The organism is Arthrobacter sp. ZBG10 (assembly GCF_001238605.1).
Taxonomy (GTDB): domain Bacteria; phylum Actinomycetota; class Actinomycetes; order Actinomycetales; family Micrococcaceae; genus Arthrobacter.
Genome location: NZ_LFQH01000039.1, coordinates 64,863 through 80,147, shown reverse-complemented (window position 1 = coordinate 80,147; position 15,285 = coordinate 64,863). Strand labels below are relative to the sequence as shown.

The window sequence follows — 15,285 nt, the reverse complement described above, 5'->3', positions numbered from 1 at the left end:
GCGGCGCGGCGCCGCCCACAATCCAGTGCCTGCCCCCGGGTGGTCGCTCAACGGCGGGAATGCTGCGGCGAGCGGCACCCGCCGCTACGCTGGGCACCATGCCCGACTCCCCGCTCCTGACCGCCGCGGCAGTGGCAGTGATCGCCCTGGCCATTGCCGTCGTCGTGGGCGTTGGCCTCAAGGTGCTCCGTTCCTTCCGCGACCTGGGCACCGACGCCGAACGCGCCACCTACAAGACCCTCCACGCCGCCTCCGAGGCGGGACAGCACCTGCGCCGTGGCCTTAACCCGGCCGGCGCGGCGAAGGCCAGCCGCCAGTTGCGCACCCTGTTGGGGTGTGAGGCGCTGGCCATCACGGACACCACGGGTGTGCTGGCCTGGGACGGCGCGGCGGAGGACCTCAAACCCCGGCTGATGGAACTTGCCGCCGGGGTCCTGGCTGGCGGCCGGACGGCCGTGCTGCCCGCCGGCGCCGGGCAAGCTGCAGCCGGGCAGGCTGCAACCGGGCCTGACGGCACGGGCAGCAGGCTGGCCGCCGTGATAGCCCCCGTCCGGGCCGGCACCCGCGTGGTGGGTGTGGTGGCGGCGTTTGCCCCGTCGGCCGGCGCCGGGCTGGTCCGGGCCACCGGCGAAGTGGCGGACTGGGTGGCCGTCCAGGTGGAACTGGCCGAACTCGATGCCTCCCGCTCCCTGCTGATGGAGGCAGAGGTCCGCGCGCTCAGGGCGCAGATCAGCCCGCACTTCATCTACAACTCGCTCAACGCCATCGCATCCTTCATCAATACGGACCCCGCCCGGGCCCGTGACCTGGTGGTGGAGTTTGCGGACTTCACCCGGTACTCCTTCAGGCGGCACGGTGACTTCACCACCCTCGCGGAGGAACTGCGCTGCATTGACCGCTACCTGCTGCTGGAGCGGGCCAGGTTCGGAGAGCGGGTGCAGGTCAGCCTCCGGGTGGCACCGGAGGTGCTCAGCACCGTCATCCCGTTCCTGAGCCTGCAGCCGCTCGTGGAAAACGCCGTCCGCCACGGCCTGGAAGCCAAGGAAGGGCCTGGCCACATCAGCATCACCGCCGACGACGCCGGCGCGTTCGCCCAGGTGACCATCGAGGACGACGGCGTGGGTATGGACCCGGCGCAACTCCGGGCCGTGCTGGCAGGCCACGCCGACGGCGACCATGTGGGGCTGCGGAACGTTGATGCCCGCCTGCGCCAGGTCTACGGGAACGAGCATGGCCTGGTGATCGACACCGCGCCCGGCGAAGGCACCCTCATCACCATGCGCGTGCCCAAGTCCCAGCCCGGCCACGACGCGTGAGCCGGCGGCCCCGGCGGAAAGTACCCTTGGAGCATGATTAACGTCCTCGTCGTTGATGATGAGCTACCCGCCGTTGAGGAACTGGCGTTCCTGCTGGGCCGGGACGAACGGATCGGCAGGGTTTTCCGGGCCACCTCAGGCAGCGAAGCCCTGCTGGCGCTGGCCACGGCGCCCGTGGACGCCGTGTTCCTGGACATCCACATGCCTGCAGTCTCCGGCCTGGACATTGCCCGCGCCATCGCCGCGAGCAGCAACCCGCCCGCGGTGGTTTTCGTGACGGCGGATGAGGACCACGCGCTGGCCGCCTTCGAACTGGCCGCCGTCGACTACCTGCTCAAACCCGTCCGCTCCGAACGGCTGGCCCGTTCGGTGGGCCGGATCAGTGAACTCCGCGACGGCGGCGCGGCGCCTGAGATGATCACCGTGGACCTGGGCGGCAGCACCAAAATGATCAGGCGCGACGACGTCACGTACGTCCAGGCGCAGGGCGACTACGCGCGCCTCCACACCGCCGAGGCGAGTTACCTGATCCGGGTGCCGTTGGCCGACCTGGAACAGCAGTGGGCGGAGGCCGGCTTCATCCGGACCCACCGCTCCTACCTGGTGGCCCTGAAGCATGTGACGTCAATGAAGCTGGCCGCTGACGGACCCAGCGTCACGGTTGCCGGCGCGGGGCTGCCCATCAGCCGCCGCCACCTGCCCACAGTGCGGGAGAAACTCGAAGCCACCCGGATCAGGCCGCACGCATGACCCGGATCCGGGTCACCACGCCGCTGACCGCCCCCGCTTCCGGCCCCGGCCCCGAAAGCCGTGAAGCTGCCCAGGACTCAGACGTGGGCCAGGTCTTTGTCCGGTCCCTGATCCGTTCGCAGCTGCGGCTGGCGCTGGTGGTAGCCGGCGGGTTCCTGGTGATCCTGGCGGCGTTTCCGCTGACCCTGGCCGCCGTGCCGGGCCTGGCTGAATCCCGGCTGGCCGGGATCCCCTTCGGCTGGCTGCTCCTGGGTGCGGGCATCTACCCGGTCATCGGGTTGAGCGCCTGGTTGTTCGTCCGCTCCGCGGCCCGGAACGAAGCCCGCTACCGGGACCTGGCCGGAGACAGGTGAGGCGGCTGTGAACCCCGGCGTGGCGCTGGCAGCCGTGGCCGTGGTGTCGCTGGCCACGGCCGCGATCGGCTTCTATGGCCTGCGGATCTCCCGCACCACCGGCGACTTCTACGTTGCCTCCCGGACGGTCCGGCCATGGTGGAACGCCTCGGCGATCGGCGGCGAGTATCTGTCCGCCGCGAGCTTCCTTGGGGTGGCCGGGCTTATCCTGCTCTCCGGGACCGATGCCCTGTGGTTCCCCGTGGGCTACACGGCCGGCTACCTGATGCTGCTGTTGTTTGTGGCTGCGCCGCTGCGCCGCTCGGGCGCCTACACGATCCCCGACTTCACCGAGGCTCGCCTCGATTCGAAGGCCGTCCGGAAGGTCACCAGCCTGGTGGTGGTAATGGTGGGCTGGCTGTACATCGTGCCGCAGCTGCACGGCGCCGCACTGACCATCCGGATCACCACCGGCTTGCCGTCCTGGGCCGGCTCCGTGGCGGTGGTGGTGGTGGTCTGCCTGACGGTGGTCTCCGGCGGGATGCGGTCCATCACCTTTGTCCAGGCGTTCCAGTACTGGCTCAAGCTCACGGCCCTGGCGCTGCCCATCCTGTTCATCATCTTTTACCTGGCTGGAACGGGAACCCCGGCACTGGCGCCGCCCGCGGCCAACCCCACCGGCGCTGCCCCCACCGGGCTGTACCAGAACGTGTCGCTGCTCGTGGCACTCCTGTTCGGCACGCTCGGGCTGCCGCACGTGCTGGTCCGGTTCTACACCAACCCGGACGGGCAGTCAGCGCGCCGGACCACGCTGATTGTCCTTGGCCTGCTGTCCGTGTTTTACCTCTTCCCCACCGCGTATGGGCTGGTGGGCCGGGTCTTCGCACCGGGCCTGGCCCGGGCCGGGCAGGCGGATGCCATGGTGCTGCTGCTCCCTGGCGAACTTGTGGGTGGGGTGGCAGGTGACCTGCTCTCGGCCCTTGTAGTGGCCGGCGCGTTTGCCGCGTTCCTGTCCACCACATCGGGGCTGGTGGTGTCGCTGGCCGGCGTCATCAGCCAGGACGTCCTGGGCGGCGGCGTCGGCGGGTTCCGGCTCGCGGCGGTGCTGTCCGCCGTCGTGCCCCTGGGTTTTGCCTTCATGACGGACTCCCTGGCCCTGGCCGGCAGCGTGGGCCTGGTGTTTGCGTTTACCGCCTCCACGGTGTGCCCGGTGCTGCTGCTGGGCATCTGGTGGCGGGGGCTGACGGACGTCGGGGCCATCGCCGGTATGGCCACCGGCGGGCTCCTTTGCGGCGGCGCGATGATCGCCGGCGCGGTTGCCGGCGCCGCGAACATCCCGGTGTGGCTGGCGCAGCCCGCCGCCTGGACCGTCCCGGCCGCGTTCGCCGTGATGGTGCTGGTCTCCCGTGCCACGGCCCGGCGGGTGCCCGGGACGATGCCACGGGTGATGACCCGCTTGCACACGCCGGAACGGCCGCTGGCAACCGAACGCTGATCGGTGCACAATTACGGCATGTCCACCGATGCCGGAAGCACTCCACGGCAGCAGGACGGGGCGCCGCCCGTCCAGCTGCCCGATACCGGTGCGGGGCCTGCCGCGGCGCCGGCCGCTGCAGTCCCGGCCACTGCAGTCCCGGCCGCTGTGCGGGCCCAGCTGCTGGCCACGGAGCACTGGGGACTGCTGGCATCCCGCAGCACCGCCCAAAGTGAGGTCCTGACCAGGATCAGCATGTTCCTCACATTCACCTCCGCCAGTGTGGTGAGCGTGGCCCTGGTGGGACAGGCCACAAAATTCTCCGAGTCGTTTTTCCTGCTTGCCGCGACCGTGCTCTGCATCGACGTTGCCATGGGTCTGCTCACGCAGGTGCGGGTCATCAACGTGGCGCACGAGGACCTGATGTATGTGACGGCCATGAACCGGCTGCGCGGCGCCTACGTTGACCTGGATCCCGGCGTGGCTCCCTACCTGATGGCCGGTTACCACGACGACCAGGCCGGGATGGACACTACTTACTACTTCTTCGGGGGCCGCAGCAACTTCAGCCACGTGGCAGGCAGCAGCATGCTGTTTATCATCACCGCTAACGGCGCCCTCCTGGGTATGCTGGCAGGCGTCCTGCTGGCGGTCCTCGGTGCAGGCACGATCACGTCGTTCCTCGCCGGCGCTGCCGTTGGCCTGGCCTTTATCGCGTGGTCATCGGTGAGCGGCGCGCGCTCCTACCAAGGAATCCTGCGGCGCCACACGCCACTCTCCCCCACGCCGGCCGCCCCGGGCCCGTGACCCCGGGCCGGTGATTGGCCGGTGATTGGCCCCTAATTGGCCGGCAGGCGGACGGTACACCGGCGAGCGGTCCACCCGGCGGCGTAGCTCCCGCAGCGTAGCGCTGGGTCAGTCGATGGCCGCCATAAGTTCAACCACCCGGTCCAGGAACGCGTCCACCTGGGTTTCCTCATAGCCGTCGGCGCCGACGGCGGGGCGGAAGACGGCGCGGCGGACGTTGTCCACGCTCAAGGGCTTGTCGTTTTCGAGGTAGGCCACGAGTTCGCTGCAAAGGCTGTCCACGTCAGCCGTGTTGTAGCTGCGGACTTTGCTCTTGGCGGGCCGACGGAACCTTTCGCCGTCAGGCCGGTGCAGACGGCCCCGGAGGATGCCGGACAGGTTGCCGATCTCCCGCAGCCAGGCTTCTTCGCCGCTGGCGGCGATCAGTTCATCGCGTTCCCGGCGGGCGAAGGCGTCTTCCAGCCGGTCCAGCGCGGCGTCCACCACGGTGGCGGAGTAGCCGCCCTTGACCGGGTCAAAGGACACTGCCCGCACGTCCGAGCTGTGCACCGGCCGGTTGGCAGGTTCCGGCGCCTCGAGGGACACCCTGGCCTGCTGCAGGAACTTGTCCACCTGTTTGGCGTTGTAGCCGTAGTCGCTGCGCTGCACGCGCTCAAAGGACGCGGGGATGTGCCGATGAATGTCCAATGCCACTTTCATTCCTTCAATGCTTTGGCCGGGCCGGCTTCTGTGCGGGGCCCGGCTGCGGTTGGGTCAGGCCCCGGAAAACAGGACGTACAGGACAAAAACGAGGGGCGAGGCAAAAACGATGGAATCCAGCCGGTCCATCACGCCGCCGTGGCCGGGCAGGATGTCGCTCATATCCTTGACGCCGAGTTCACGCTTGACCATGGATTCGGCCAGGTCCCCGATGGTGGCTGCCACGACCGTGCCCACGGCCAGGGCGACACCCACCCACCAGGGCTTGTCCAGGATAAAGATGCACGCCAGGATCCCAATCAGCATCGCGCCCGCCACCGAGCCGGAAAAACCTTCCCAGGTTTTTTTGGGGCTGATTTTGGGTGCCATGGGGTGTTTGCCCAGGGACGCGCCCACCAGGTATCCGAACGTGTCGTTGGAGACCACCAGAAGCAGCATCACCGCTACCTGCCAGGCCCCTTCGGGGATGGTTCCGCCCGGCCACAGGCCCAACGGGGTCGCCCCGCCGGCCACGTGCAGCGGCAGGGCCGCGAAGCTGATGAAGAACGGCACCCAACCCAAAGTGAAGACCCCGGCGAAGATGCTGTTGGCCGAGCCAGCGGCGCTTTCGATGGACCGCCATAACAGCACCGCAATGCAACTCGCCAGCATGGCGAACAGCAGGCTTTCGATGCCGCCGAGGTAGGCCACAAACGGCATGGCCACTGTTCCGGTCATCACCGGAATGATGGGCATCCTGGTGCCGTTGGCTTCCAGCGCCCGGTAGATCTCCCAGACCCCGAAGACGCCGAACGCGGTGGTGACCGCGACAAACCCGAGGGGCAGGAACAGCAGCCCGCCCAGGACCGCAATGAGCATGGCCAGCCCCACCACAACGGCGGCGGGCAGGTTACGCCCGGCCTTCGGGGTGGGATTGGGCCTGGGCTGCTTCCCCCGGGTGCGCGGCCCTGGTGCCGGGGCCTGTTCTGCCTGGCCCATCAGACTTCGAGCAGCTCTGCTTCCTTGCGCTTGAGCAGCTCATCGATGCCGTCCACGTGCGCTTTGGTCAGGCCGTCCAGTTCCTTTTCGGCACGGTTGCCGTCATCCTCACCGGCCTCGCCGTCTTTGACCAGGCGGTCAAGGGTTTCCTTGGCCTTGCGGCGGATGTTCCGGATGGACACCTTGGCGTCCTCGCCCTTGTTCTTGACGATCTTGACGTATTCCTTGCGGCGTTCCTTGGTCAACTCCGGGATGGTGATCCGGATGACGTTGCCATCGTTGGACGGGTTGGCGCCAACCTCGGAGTCGCTCAAGGCCCGCTCGATGTCGCGCAGGGCGGTCTTGTCGAACGGGGTGATGAGGATGGTGCGGGCGTCCGGGATGGCGAAGGAGGCCAGCTGCTGCAGGGGCGTGGGTGAGCCGTAGTACTCCACCAGGACCTTGTTGTAGAGGCCCGGGTTGGCGCGGCCGGTGCGGACGGAAGCGAAATCGTCCTTGGCTACCTCTACGGCCTTGTCCATCTTTTCTTCGGCTTCGAGCAAGGTTTCTTCGATCACGGCATCTCCTGACGGTTCGGGTGCAGTCCGGGGCGCCGGTTTCCTGCACACACGTGGTTCTTCTGTTGCTGGTTCCGGCCCCGCCTGCAGGGCGGGGAACGGAAGGGTCCTGAAATCATCCTAGCCGCAGCTAGGCGGAGACCAGGGTGCCCAGCTTTTCGCCCTTGATGGCGCGGGTGACGTTGCCTTCGCCTTCCATGCCGAACACAACCATGGAGAGGTCGTTGTCCTTGCACATGGTCATGGCGGTCTGGTCCATCACGCGGATGTCGCGGCGCAGCGCGTCGTCGTAGCTGAGCGTCTCCAGCCGCTCGGCGGTGGGGTCCTTCTTGGGGTCCGCCGTGTACACGGCGTCCACGCCGCTCTTGGCCATCAGGACCACGTCTGCGTGGACTTCGAGGGCGCGCTGGGCGGCCACGGTGTCGGTGGAGAAGTACGGCAGGCCGGCGCCGGCGCCGAAGATGACAACGCGGCCCTTTTCCATGTGGCGGATGGCGCGGCGCGGAATGTAGGCCTCTGCGACCTGGCCCATGGTGATGGCGCTCTGGACGCGGGTTTCAACGCCGGCCTGTTCCAGGAAGTCCTGCAGGGCCAGGCAGTTCATCACGGTTCCCAGCATGCCCATGTAGTCGGCGCGGGAACGGTCCATGCCGCTCTGGGACAGCTCTGCCCCGCGGAAAAAGTTGCCGCCACCCACCACGATGGCCACTTCAACGTCCGGCACGGCTGCGGCGATCTGCTTGGCGACGTCGCGGACGGTCTCGGGGTCAACACCGAGCTTTCCGCCGCCGAAGACCTCACCCGAGAGCTTCAGGAGGACCCGCCGCTTGTTTTTTTCCGGTTGGATTACACTGTTGACGGCTTCCATGATGCCTTCCCGTTGATGAGTCTGAAAAAAGGTTATCCTGCCGGGGCCGATGCCCGGTAACGGCCGGTTGCATGCAAAAGGGGCAGCCACCGAAGTGGCCGCCCCTTGGCAGGATCGGCTAGGAGCCGACGCGGAAGCGCGCGAACGCGGTTCCCTTGACACCGGCCTCTTCGAGGACCTGTGCCACTGACTTCTTGGCGTCCTTGGCGAAGGACTGGTCAACCAGGACCTCACCCTTGAAGAAGCCCGTTACGCGGCCTTCAACAATCTTGGTGAGGGCGGCTTCGGGCTTGCCTTCGGCCTTGGCGGTCTCCTCGGCGATGCGGCGCTCGGAGTCAACCAGGTCGGCCGGAACGTCCTCGCGGGTGAGGTAGTTCGGGGCCATCGCGGCGATGTGCACGGCAACGTCGTGGGCGGCGGTGGCGGCGGCTTCGCCTGCACCGTCAACAGCGAACAGCACGCCGACCTGGGCCGGAAGGTCCTTGGAGGTCTTGTGCAGGTAGGCGTCAACCGTGCCGCCTTCGATGCGGGAGATCCGGCGGACAACAACCTTTTCACCCAGGATGGCGCCCTCTTCGACGACAACCTCGGACAACGGCTTGCCGTCAACTTCGGTGGCCAGCAGGGTTTCGAGATCGGCAGCGCCGGACTCGACAGCAACAGCCAGGACCTGGTCGGCGAGCTGGATGAACTTGTCGGCCTTGGCCACGAAGTCGGTTTCGCAGTTGACTTCGATCATGATGCCGACGCCGTTGCTGACCTTGGCAGCAACCAGGCCTTCAGCGGTGGAACGGCCTTCGCGCTTCGTGGCACCCTTGAGGCCCTTGATGCGGATGATTTCGATGGCCTTCTCGGCGTCACCGTTGGCTTCGTCAAGAGCCTTCTTGACATCCATCATGCCGGCGCCGGTGCGCTCACGCAGGGCTTTGATGTCCGCGGCAGTGTAGTTCGCCATGTGAACCCCTCTGTCTAGAAATTTGATGTGGTGTACGGACTGACAGGATGGCAGCCCACACCGTGGGCGGCCATCCTGTCAGTGGCTCCGGCTGCACGCAGCGCGGAGAGTCCGGATTTACTTGTGTTACTTGGCTTCTTCGGCAGGAGCCTCGGCAGCAGCCGGGGCTTCCTCTGCAGCGGCTGCAGCCGGAGCTTCTTCGGCGGCGGGAGCAGCAGCTGCGGCTTCCTCGGCCTTGTTGCCTTCGAGGAGCTCGCGCTCCCACTCGGCCAGCGGCTCTTCCGGAGCTTCCGTGGTACCGGTTGCACGCTGGTTGCGGGCGATCAGGCCCTCAGCAACGGCGTCGGCAACAACGCGGGTCAGCAGGTTGACGGAGCGGATGGCGTCGTCGTTACCCGGGATCGGGAAGTCGACTTCGTCCGGATCGCAGTTGGTGTCCAGGATGGCCACAACCGGGATGTTCAGCTTCTTGGCCTCGTCAACGGCGAGGTGTTCCTTCTTGGTGTCCACGATCCAGAGCACGGAGGGTGCCTTGGTCAGGTTGCGGATACCACCGAGGTTGGTTTCCAGCTTGGTCAGTTCACGGCGAAGGAGCAGCAGTTCCTTCTTGGTGTACGCGGAACCGGCGACGTCGTCGAAGTCGATCTCTTCGAGTTCCTTCATGCGCTGGATGCGCTTGGAGACCGTCTGGAAGTTGGTCAGCATACCGCCGAGCCAACGCTGGTTCACGTAGGGCTGGCCCACGCGGGTTGCCTGCTCGGCGATGGATTCCTGCGCCTGCTTCTTGGTGCCGACGAAGAGTACGGTACCGCCGTGTGCAACGGTGGCCTTCACGAACTCGTAGGCACGGTCGATGTAGGACAGCGACTGCTGCAGGTCAATGATGTAGATACCGTTGCGCTCCGTGAAGATGAAACGCTTCATCTTCGGGTTCCAACGGCGGGTCTGGTGTCCAAAGTGGACGCCGCTGTCAAGCAGCTGGCGCATAGTTACGACGGGCATGCCGACGCTCCTTCCGGCAGGTCATTCATGAGAGAGCCCATGGCTCTCTTACCCTGCCAATTGTTGACGGTTGGTTTAGCGTGACCCGGGTTGGGCCGTGCTCCTGGCATCCATCACGCTTCCCATCAGGACCGGTAAGGTCCTGACCGCAGGAGGCGCGATCCTCCCAGGGAAAGCCGGAGCTTTCCTGCAGGAGGGCTGGATGCGCGTAGTCAGCCACCGCTCCCCCACACTCCTGAATGAGATGTGCCGACGCGCCCCGGACAGGGGTGTACACCGCTGGGGTGGACCACCGGGACGGGAGGCGTTGAGGGCGCAGCAAACTGCTCCGTCAAGTGTACTACAGCCGCCCGCTTCCGCCGGACACCGGGAGCGGCCCGGCAGGACGTTTTCCACATGGCCAGGCCGGCAGCTTCCGGGGCGTCCCCGGCAGGTGGATGCTGGGTTGATGAAGAGCTTACTGCTCCTGGCGGCACTGGTACTGGTGGCCGGAACCACGGTGCCGGCGGATACGCCGCGGGCCGGCTGGCAGTGGCCGCTCTCCCCCCGTCCGCAGGTGCTGCGTCCGTTCGCACCGCCGCCCCAACCGTGGCTCAGCGGGCACCGCGGGGTGGACCTGGTCGCAGCGTTCGACGGCGCCCCGGTCGCCTCGCCTGCCGCCGGCACCGTGTCCTTCGCCGGGGTGGTGGTTGACCGGCCGGTGCTGACCATCGACCACGGAAACGGACTGCGGAGCAGTTTCGAACCGGTACTCAGCACCCTTCCGACGGGCACGGCCGTGACCGCCGGACAGGTGGTGGGGCAGCTGGCGGGGACCGCCGCGGGCGGGCACTGCGGCTCCGTTCCCTGCCTGCATTGGGGCGTCCGGCAGGGAGGCGCCTACCTGGACCCGCTGGAGTTTGTGATGGATCTGCGCCCATCCGTCCTGCTGCCGCTAAGCGGCGAACCGCCGTGAGGCACGGATCGCTAAAGAGGGACAGCGGAGTGGGCCCCGGTCAGACGATCGCTGAGATCCCGGTAACGGCACGGCCGGTCACCAGGGTGTTGATCTCGTGTGTTCCCTCATAGGAGTAGATGGCTTCGGCGTCCGCGAAGATCTTGGCCATACCGTAGTCGGTGACGATCCCGTTGCCGCCCAGGATGTTCCTGCCGATTGCCACACTGTCCCGCATCCGTTCGGTGGTGAAGGCCTTGGCCAGGGCCGACTGCTCATCCTTGGCCTGACCCGCGTCCTCCAGCTGGGACAGCCGGACCATCATGCCCATGGAACTGACGGCGTTGCCCAGGATGCTGACCAGCTGGCTCTGGACCAGCTGGAAGGATGCCAGCGGCCTGCCGAACTGCTGGCGCTCCACGGCATAACTCCGGGCCACGTCGAACGCTGCCAGCTGCTGGCCTACTGCCTGCCACGCAACGCCGAGGCGGGTGACCTTGAGGACTTTGTTGACGTCGCGGAAGCTGTTGGCGTGCGCCAGCTTGAAGAAGTCGGGCACCACCACGTTGGTCAGGGTGATGTCGGCATTCTGGACGGTGCGCAGGGAGATCTTGTTCTCGATCTTTGTGGCCGAGTAGCCCGGCAGGCTGGTGTCCACCAGGAAGCCCTTGACCTTGTTGTCGTCCAGGTCCCGGGCGTAGATGACCACCCAGTCCGAGAAGGTGGCGTTGCCGATCCAGCGTTTTTCACCGTTGAGGATCCAGGAATCGCCGTCGCGGCGGGCTGTGGTGCGGGTCCCGCCGGCCACGTCGCTTCCGCCCAGCGGCTCGGTCAGGCCAAACGCGCCGATCTTCTTCATGGCGTAGATGTCCGGCAGCCAGGCATCCTTTTGTTCCTGCGAGGCAAGGGCTTCGATGGAGCCGGTAAACAGGCCATCGTGGACGCCGAGGAAGGTGGCGATGGAGGCGTCGGCGCGGGTCAGTTCGGCGTGAACCAGCCCCGCGAAGAGGTTCGAGTGGCCTTGCCGCCGGACGGGGCTGATCAGGTCGATTTCCGCGAGCTTGGGAATCAGGTCCATGGGGAACTCGCCGCGGTTCCAGCAGTCAACGGCGATGGGCTTTACTTCGCGGGCCAGGAAGTCCCTGATCTCAGCCAGCCGGTCCTGCTCCTTCTGCGTGAGGAGCTGCTCGAACGCGAAGAAGTCGCCGTCGGCGTACGGAAGGGTATTAAGGCCTGCAGGGGTGGCGGACATGGTTACCTCACAGCGGAATCGTCGTTGACCGGGGATCGCCCGAAAAAGCAGATGTTACTGGTCAGTAACTTACCGCACGAAGGCTGAATAGCCAAGCACCGCGGCCACCCTTCCGCAGTTGACTCACCCTGTGGAGCCATTGGGCATGGGCTCAGCGACGATGCGAACTGATCCGGCGGGGGCGCAGGGCACTGACCCTAACGCCGGCTCTGGAAAGCGAAAAAATGCCCGGTCCGCCGACAGGTGTCGGGAACCGGGCATTACTTGTGCGGTAGGGCTACTCGGACTTGAACCGAGGACCTTAGGATTATGAGTCCCGCGCTCTAACCAGCTGAGCTATAGCCCCGTGATGCCCGGCGCCGGGTGGGCGCCTGCCGGTGGACCGGAGGGCAAAAACACTCTAGCAAACCTGCGAAAGCGTTCAGACCACCTTGTCCTCGTAGCAGGCTCCCCGGTAGAGGTCCTCGAAAGTCTGCAGCGTCCCTTCGATGCTGTGCGGTTCCACCATCCTGCGGCTCGCCTGGCCCATGGCGGCCCGCTGGTCAGCCGGCAGTTCGAGGATCTGGGTGATCTTCTTGGCCAGGTCATCGCTGTCGTTGGGGATGAAGAGGTAACCGTTGGCGCCGTCCCGGACCAGGTGCGGCAGGGCCATGGCGTCCGCGAGGACCACGGGCGTGGACGCGGACATGGCTTCCAGGGTCACCAGGGACTGCAGCTCGGCGGTGCCGGGCATGCAGAACAGGTCCGCCAGGATGTAGGCCTTCCGCAGGTCCTCGTCGGTGGCAAGGCCCAGGAACTTCACCCGGTTGCCAAGGCCCAGCTTTTGGACCAGCGCTTCGAGGGCAGGACGCACCTCGCCACCGCCCACGATCTCCAGGTGAACGTTCAGTTCCGGAGGCGTCTTGCCAATGGCCCGGATCAACACATCAACGTGCTTCTCCTCCGCCAGCCGGCCGGCAAACATGACCGTGGGATGCGGGTGCGGCTCCAGCTGCTCCCCGGGCTGCAGTTCGTAGGCGGCCGAATCGATCCCGTTGGACAGCGGCAGGACTTTGCCCAGGAAGGCGTGTTCGTGCATGGCTTTGGCTGCCAGCGGGGTGGGGGTGGTGATCACGTCCGCCTGGCCCATCACTTTGCCCATGTCCCGCCAGGACACCTTGCCCACAATGTCCTTGAACCACTGCGGGAACGGCAGGAACGGGTTGAGGTTTTCCGGCATGAAGTGGTTGGTGGCAATGATCCGGATGCCGCGTTTTACGGCCTCGTACAGGACGTGCTCGCCGATCATGTAGTGGCTCTGGATGTGCACCACATCCGGCTGCACCCGGTCGAAGAGGAGGCTGATCTCCTTTTTGATCTCCCACGGCAGGCAGATCCGGAACGATTCGTGGGTGAAGGCCCGGTGGGAGCGCAGCCGGTGCACGGTGGCCTCGGACCGGAATTCGGTGTAGCTCTTCCCGCTCTCCGGGCGGCCGGCCAGCACGTGCACGTTGTGGCCTCGCCCGGTCATCCCCTTTGCCAGGCGGTAACCGAACTGGGCGGCGCCGTTGACATTGGGCGGGTAGGTTTCGGCGGCAATAAGAATTGTCAGCTTCTGCTGGTCTGCGGGCGTGGTCATGGGGACTTCTCCTGATGGTCACGGTGCGGACAGCGGAGGCTGACAGCACGGTTGGCTGCCGGCAGGGGTGGCGCCGGGCCTCGTGGGCTTACTGGACTGCTGGGCTTACTCGACTGCTGGGCTGGTTTGGTTCACGCTGGTGCGGTTCACGACGGCGGCCGGCCCGCGGCCTTCCGCGCGTCCTTCCTGCGCTTGGTGACCTCGGGATGGTGCCGCGAAAGGGCAATCACCCCAACGATAGCAAGGGAAGCGGCGGTTCCCATGGCAATCGCCATGACGGCGTGCACATCCGGGCGCAGTTCGCCGAGGATCACAATGCCGATCGCGATGCCCACGATCGGGTCGATGACCGTCAGCCCTGCAATCACCAGGTCCGGCGGTCCTGCCGAGTAGGCACTCTGCACAAACCAGGACCCCAGTCCGCCGGCAGCGATGATGGCCACCACGGTGTACCACTGGACGTTCAGCAGGAACTGCCCGTTCGGGTCGAGGAGGTGCTTGCCGATGATGCGGGTAAGGACGGCGACAAAACCAAAAAGCACGCCGGCGCCCAGGATGTAGACGAATGCGTTCAGCCGGTGCCGGAACAGGACGGCGAGGGTGCCGAACAGCCCCACGGCCAGCGCCAACAGCAGCACGATGGTCAGCTCGTTGTCCACGCTCACGTGGTGGTTTTCCTGGGTGACGTTGACCGCCAGGAGCACAAACAGGGCGGAGCCTGCCACGCAGGCGCTGATGGCCACCACCGTGGCCCGGTTGATGGTGAGATCCTGGTCCCTGGCATTGACGATGGTGGTGATGACCAGGGCAATGGCCCCGATGGGCTGGACCACCGTCAGGGGTGCAGACACCAGCGCCACGGCGTTCATGCCCATGCCCACCGCCAGCAGGACCAGCCCGAAAACCCAGCGCGGGTTCCGCAGCAGGCGCAGGAAACTGTTCGAGCTCAAGGCAAGGCCGCCGGTATCGGCCTTGACGGCGCTCCCCTGGCGCTGGGCGCCCAGCGCCAGGCAGAAGGCGCCCAGGACCGCCAGGATGACGGCAAGCCACACCATCAGGCGTTCCCGCCGTCGGTAGCGGCATGCAGCCGGCCTTTACGCAGGATGGCCCAGAAATAGTTGTAGGCGGCAATCCAGTGGCCGATCAGGCCCAGGATGAGCACAATCCAGGCCGCGGTAAACAAAGCGGCGGAGGATCCGGTATCCAGCCGGGACAGGAGCAGCATGGGCGTGCCCAGCAGGAGCAGGCCGGTGCGGATCTTCCCGACGGAACTGACCGGCAGGTCCGGGTGGCCGCGAAAGAAGAACAGCGTAAGGACCAGGAGCACGGCGTCCGGAACCACCAGTGCGGCCAGGTACAGCCAATGCACAACACCGGCGATCACCAGGGTGACCGCGACGGCGATCAGCGCCAGGCGGTCGGCGATGGGGTCCATGACCCGGCCCAGTTTGGAAGCCTGGTCGAAGCGGCGGGCCACATAGCCATCAACCCAGTCGGTGCCGGCCATCACCGCCAGGACCACTACCCCGGCACCGTACTCCTGCCGGGCCAGCACCAGCCAGATGAACAGCGGGACACCCATGAACCGGATGACGGTGAGCAGGTTGGGAATGGTGAAGATGAGGTCGTGGTCCACCTGGGGGCGGTCTGGGCTGGAACCGGCGCCAATAAACTTCACCAGGTCCCCTTCCCTTGTTCCGCGTCATGCGGTTTTCTTGTTGTGCTGTGATCCGGCGGCCGCTG

At 66.4% G+C, this 15,285-nt stretch carries 16 protein-coding genes and 1 tRNA gene; 6 read left to right on the top strand and 11 right to left on the bottom strand.

Annotated elements, in window-relative coordinates:
- The first annotated feature begins 98 nt into the window (after window positions 1–98).
- Genes ACU18_RS10350 through ACU18_RS10330 form a run of 5 tightly spaced genes read left to right on the top strand, consistent with a single transcriptional unit; the run spans window position 99 to window position 4,679 of the window.
- Window positions 99–1,316 (top strand): sensor histidine kinase, encoded by a 1,218-nt coding sequence (locus ACU18_RS10350; RefSeq protein ID WP_050685471.1) that lies wholly within the window; start codon window positions 99–101, stop codon window positions 1,314–1,316.
- A 33-nt stretch (window positions 1,317–1,349) separates the two neighbouring features.
- Entirely contained in the window at window positions 1,350–2,066 is a 717-nt protein-coding gene (locus ACU18_RS10345) for a LytR/AlgR family response regulator transcription factor (protein ID WP_050685465.1), read from the top strand.
- On the top strand, window positions 2,063–2,419 hold the full coding sequence (locus ACU18_RS10340; protein WP_050685464.1) for a hypothetical protein: 357 nt from the start codon (window positions 2,063–2,065) through the stop codon (window positions 2,417–2,419). Before ACU18_RS10345 ends, ACU18_RS10340 begins: the two co-directional genes overlap by 4 nt.
- A 7-nt stretch (window positions 2,420–2,426) precedes the next feature.
- Window positions 2,427–3,893, top strand: coding sequence for a sodium/solute symporter (locus ACU18_RS10335; RefSeq protein ID WP_050685463.1), 1,467 nt, complete (start codon window positions 2,427–2,429; stop codon window positions 3,891–3,893).
- 18 nt (window positions 3,894–3,911) lie between these two features.
- Complete coding sequence (locus tag ACU18_RS10330) at window positions 3,912–4,679, top strand: hypothetical protein (RefSeq protein ID WP_231686048.1); 768 nt, start codon at window positions 3,912–3,914, stop codon at window positions 4,677–4,679.
- A gap of 108 nt (window positions 4,680–4,787) precedes the next feature.
- Here ACU18_RS10330 and ACU18_RS10325 read toward each other — a convergent pair whose 3' ends face one another.
- From ACU18_RS10325 to rpsB, 6 genes are all read right to left on the bottom strand, one after another.
- On the bottom strand, window positions 4,788–5,372 hold the full coding sequence (locus ACU18_RS10325; RefSeq protein WP_050685469.1) for a DivIVA domain-containing protein: 585 nt from the start codon (window positions 5,370–5,372) through the stop codon (window positions 4,788–4,790).
- A 60-nt stretch (window positions 5,373–5,432) separates the two neighbouring features.
- Window positions 5,433–6,356: a phosphatidate cytidylyltransferase gene (locus tag ACU18_RS10320; protein WP_050685462.1), complete on the bottom strand. Its 924-nt coding sequence runs from the start codon at window positions 6,354–6,356 to the stop codon at window positions 5,433–5,435.
- Window positions 6,356–6,913 (bottom strand): ribosome recycling factor, encoded by a 558-nt coding sequence (gene frr / locus ACU18_RS10315; protein WP_050685461.1) that lies wholly within the window; start codon window positions 6,911–6,913, stop codon window positions 6,356–6,358. The genes ACU18_RS10320 and frr overlap by 1 nt, the downstream gene beginning before the upstream one ends.
- A gap of 130 nt (window positions 6,914–7,043) precedes the next feature.
- Entirely contained in the window at window positions 7,044–7,781 is a 738-nt protein-coding gene (pyrH, locus tag ACU18_RS10310) for a UMP kinase (RefSeq protein WP_050685460.1), read from the bottom strand.
- A gap of 118 nt (window positions 7,782–7,899) precedes the next feature.
- Window positions 7,900–8,736: a translation elongation factor Ts gene (gene tsf / locus ACU18_RS10305; protein WP_050685459.1), complete on the bottom strand. Its 837-nt coding sequence runs from the start codon at window positions 8,734–8,736 to the stop codon at window positions 7,900–7,902.
- Between the two features lie 126 nt (window positions 8,737–8,862).
- A complete protein-coding gene (rpsB, locus tag ACU18_RS10300) occupies window positions 8,863–9,738 on the bottom strand; it encodes a 30S ribosomal protein S2 (protein ID WP_050685458.1) in 876 nt (291 codons plus the stop codon).
- Between the two features lie 448 nt (window positions 9,739–10,186).
- Here rpsB and ACU18_RS10295 point away from each other — a divergent pair, with 448 nt between their 5' ends.
- Complete coding sequence (locus tag ACU18_RS10295; RefSeq protein WP_050685457.1) at window positions 10,187–10,693, top strand: M23 family metallopeptidase; 507 nt, start codon at window positions 10,187–10,189, stop codon at window positions 10,691–10,693.
- 40 nt (window positions 10,694–10,733) lie between these two features.
- Here ACU18_RS10295 and ACU18_RS10290 read toward each other — a convergent pair whose 3' ends face one another.
- The 5 genes from ACU18_RS10290 to ACU18_RS10270 all read right to left on the bottom strand — a co-directional run bounded on the left by ACU18_RS10290 (window position 10,734) and on the right by ACU18_RS10270 (window position 15,220).
- Entirely contained in the window at window positions 10,734–11,924 is a 1,191-nt protein-coding gene (locus ACU18_RS10290; protein WP_050685456.1) for an acyl-CoA dehydrogenase family protein, read from the bottom strand.
- 272 nt (window positions 11,925–12,196) lie between these two features.
- A tRNA-Ile gene (locus tag ACU18_RS10285) sits at window positions 12,197–12,270 on the bottom strand.
- 75 nt (window positions 12,271–12,345) lie between these two features.
- The gene (locus ACU18_RS10280) at window positions 12,346–13,542 is read right to left on the bottom strand and encodes a glycosyltransferase (RefSeq protein ID WP_050685455.1); all 1,197 of its coding nucleotides are present in this window, start codon (window positions 13,540–13,542) and stop codon (window positions 12,346–12,348) included.
- Window positions 13,543–13,688: 146 nt separating this feature from the next.
- Window positions 13,689–14,597, bottom strand: coding sequence for a DMT family transporter (locus ACU18_RS10275; RefSeq protein WP_050685454.1), 909 nt, complete (start codon window positions 14,595–14,597; stop codon window positions 13,689–13,691).
- On the bottom strand, window positions 14,597–15,220 hold the full coding sequence (locus ACU18_RS10270; protein WP_050685453.1) for a CDP-alcohol phosphatidyltransferase family protein: 624 nt from the start codon (window positions 15,218–15,220) through the stop codon (window positions 14,597–14,599). The genes ACU18_RS10275 and ACU18_RS10270 overlap by 1 nt, the downstream gene beginning before the upstream one ends.
- Window positions 15,221–15,285 lie beyond the last annotated feature (65 nt).

Coding starts and splice junctions, on each gene's coding strand:
- ACU18_RS10280 (WP_050685455.1), bottom strand. CDS start 13,542: ATGACCACGCCCGCAGACCAGCAGAAGCTGACAATTCTTATTGCCGCC.
- ACU18_RS10320 (WP_050685462.1), bottom strand. CDS start 6,356: ATGGGCCAGGCAGAACAGGCCCCGGCACCAGGGCCGCGCACCCGGGGG.
- rpsB (WP_050685458.1), bottom strand. CDS start 9,738: ATGCCCGTCGTAACTATGCGCCAGCTGCTTGACAGCGGCGTCCACTTT.
- tsf (WP_050685459.1), bottom strand. CDS start 8,736: ATGGCGAACTACACTGCCGCGGACATCAAAGCCCTGCGTGAGCGCACC.
- ACU18_RS10295 (WP_050685457.1), top strand. CDS start 10,187: ATGAAGAGCTTACTGCTCCTGGCGGCACTGGTACTGGTGGCCGGAACC.
- ACU18_RS10290 (WP_050685456.1), bottom strand. CDS start 11,924: ATGTCCGCCACCCCTGCAGGCCTTAATACCCTTCCGTACGCCGACGGC.
- ACU18_RS10350 (WP_050685471.1), top strand. CDS start 99: ATGCCCGACTCCCCGCTCCTGACCGCCGCGGCAGTGGCAGTGATCGCC.
- ACU18_RS10340 (WP_050685464.1), top strand. CDS start 2,063: ATGACCCGGATCCGGGTCACCACGCCGCTGACCGCCCCCGCTTCCGGC.
- ACU18_RS10275 (WP_050685454.1), bottom strand. CDS start 14,597: ATGGTGTGGCTTGCCGTCATCCTGGCGGTCCTGGGCGCCTTCTGCCTG.
- ACU18_RS10330 (WP_231686048.1), top strand. CDS start 3,912: ATGTCCACCGATGCCGGAAGCACTCCACGGCAGCAGGACGGGGCGCCG.
- pyrH (WP_050685460.1), bottom strand. CDS start 7,781: ATGGAAGCCGTCAACAGTGTAATCCAACCGGAAAAAAACAAGCGGCGG.
- ACU18_RS10345 (WP_050685465.1), top strand. CDS start 1,350: ATGATTAACGTCCTCGTCGTTGATGATGAGCTACCCGCCGTTGAGGAA.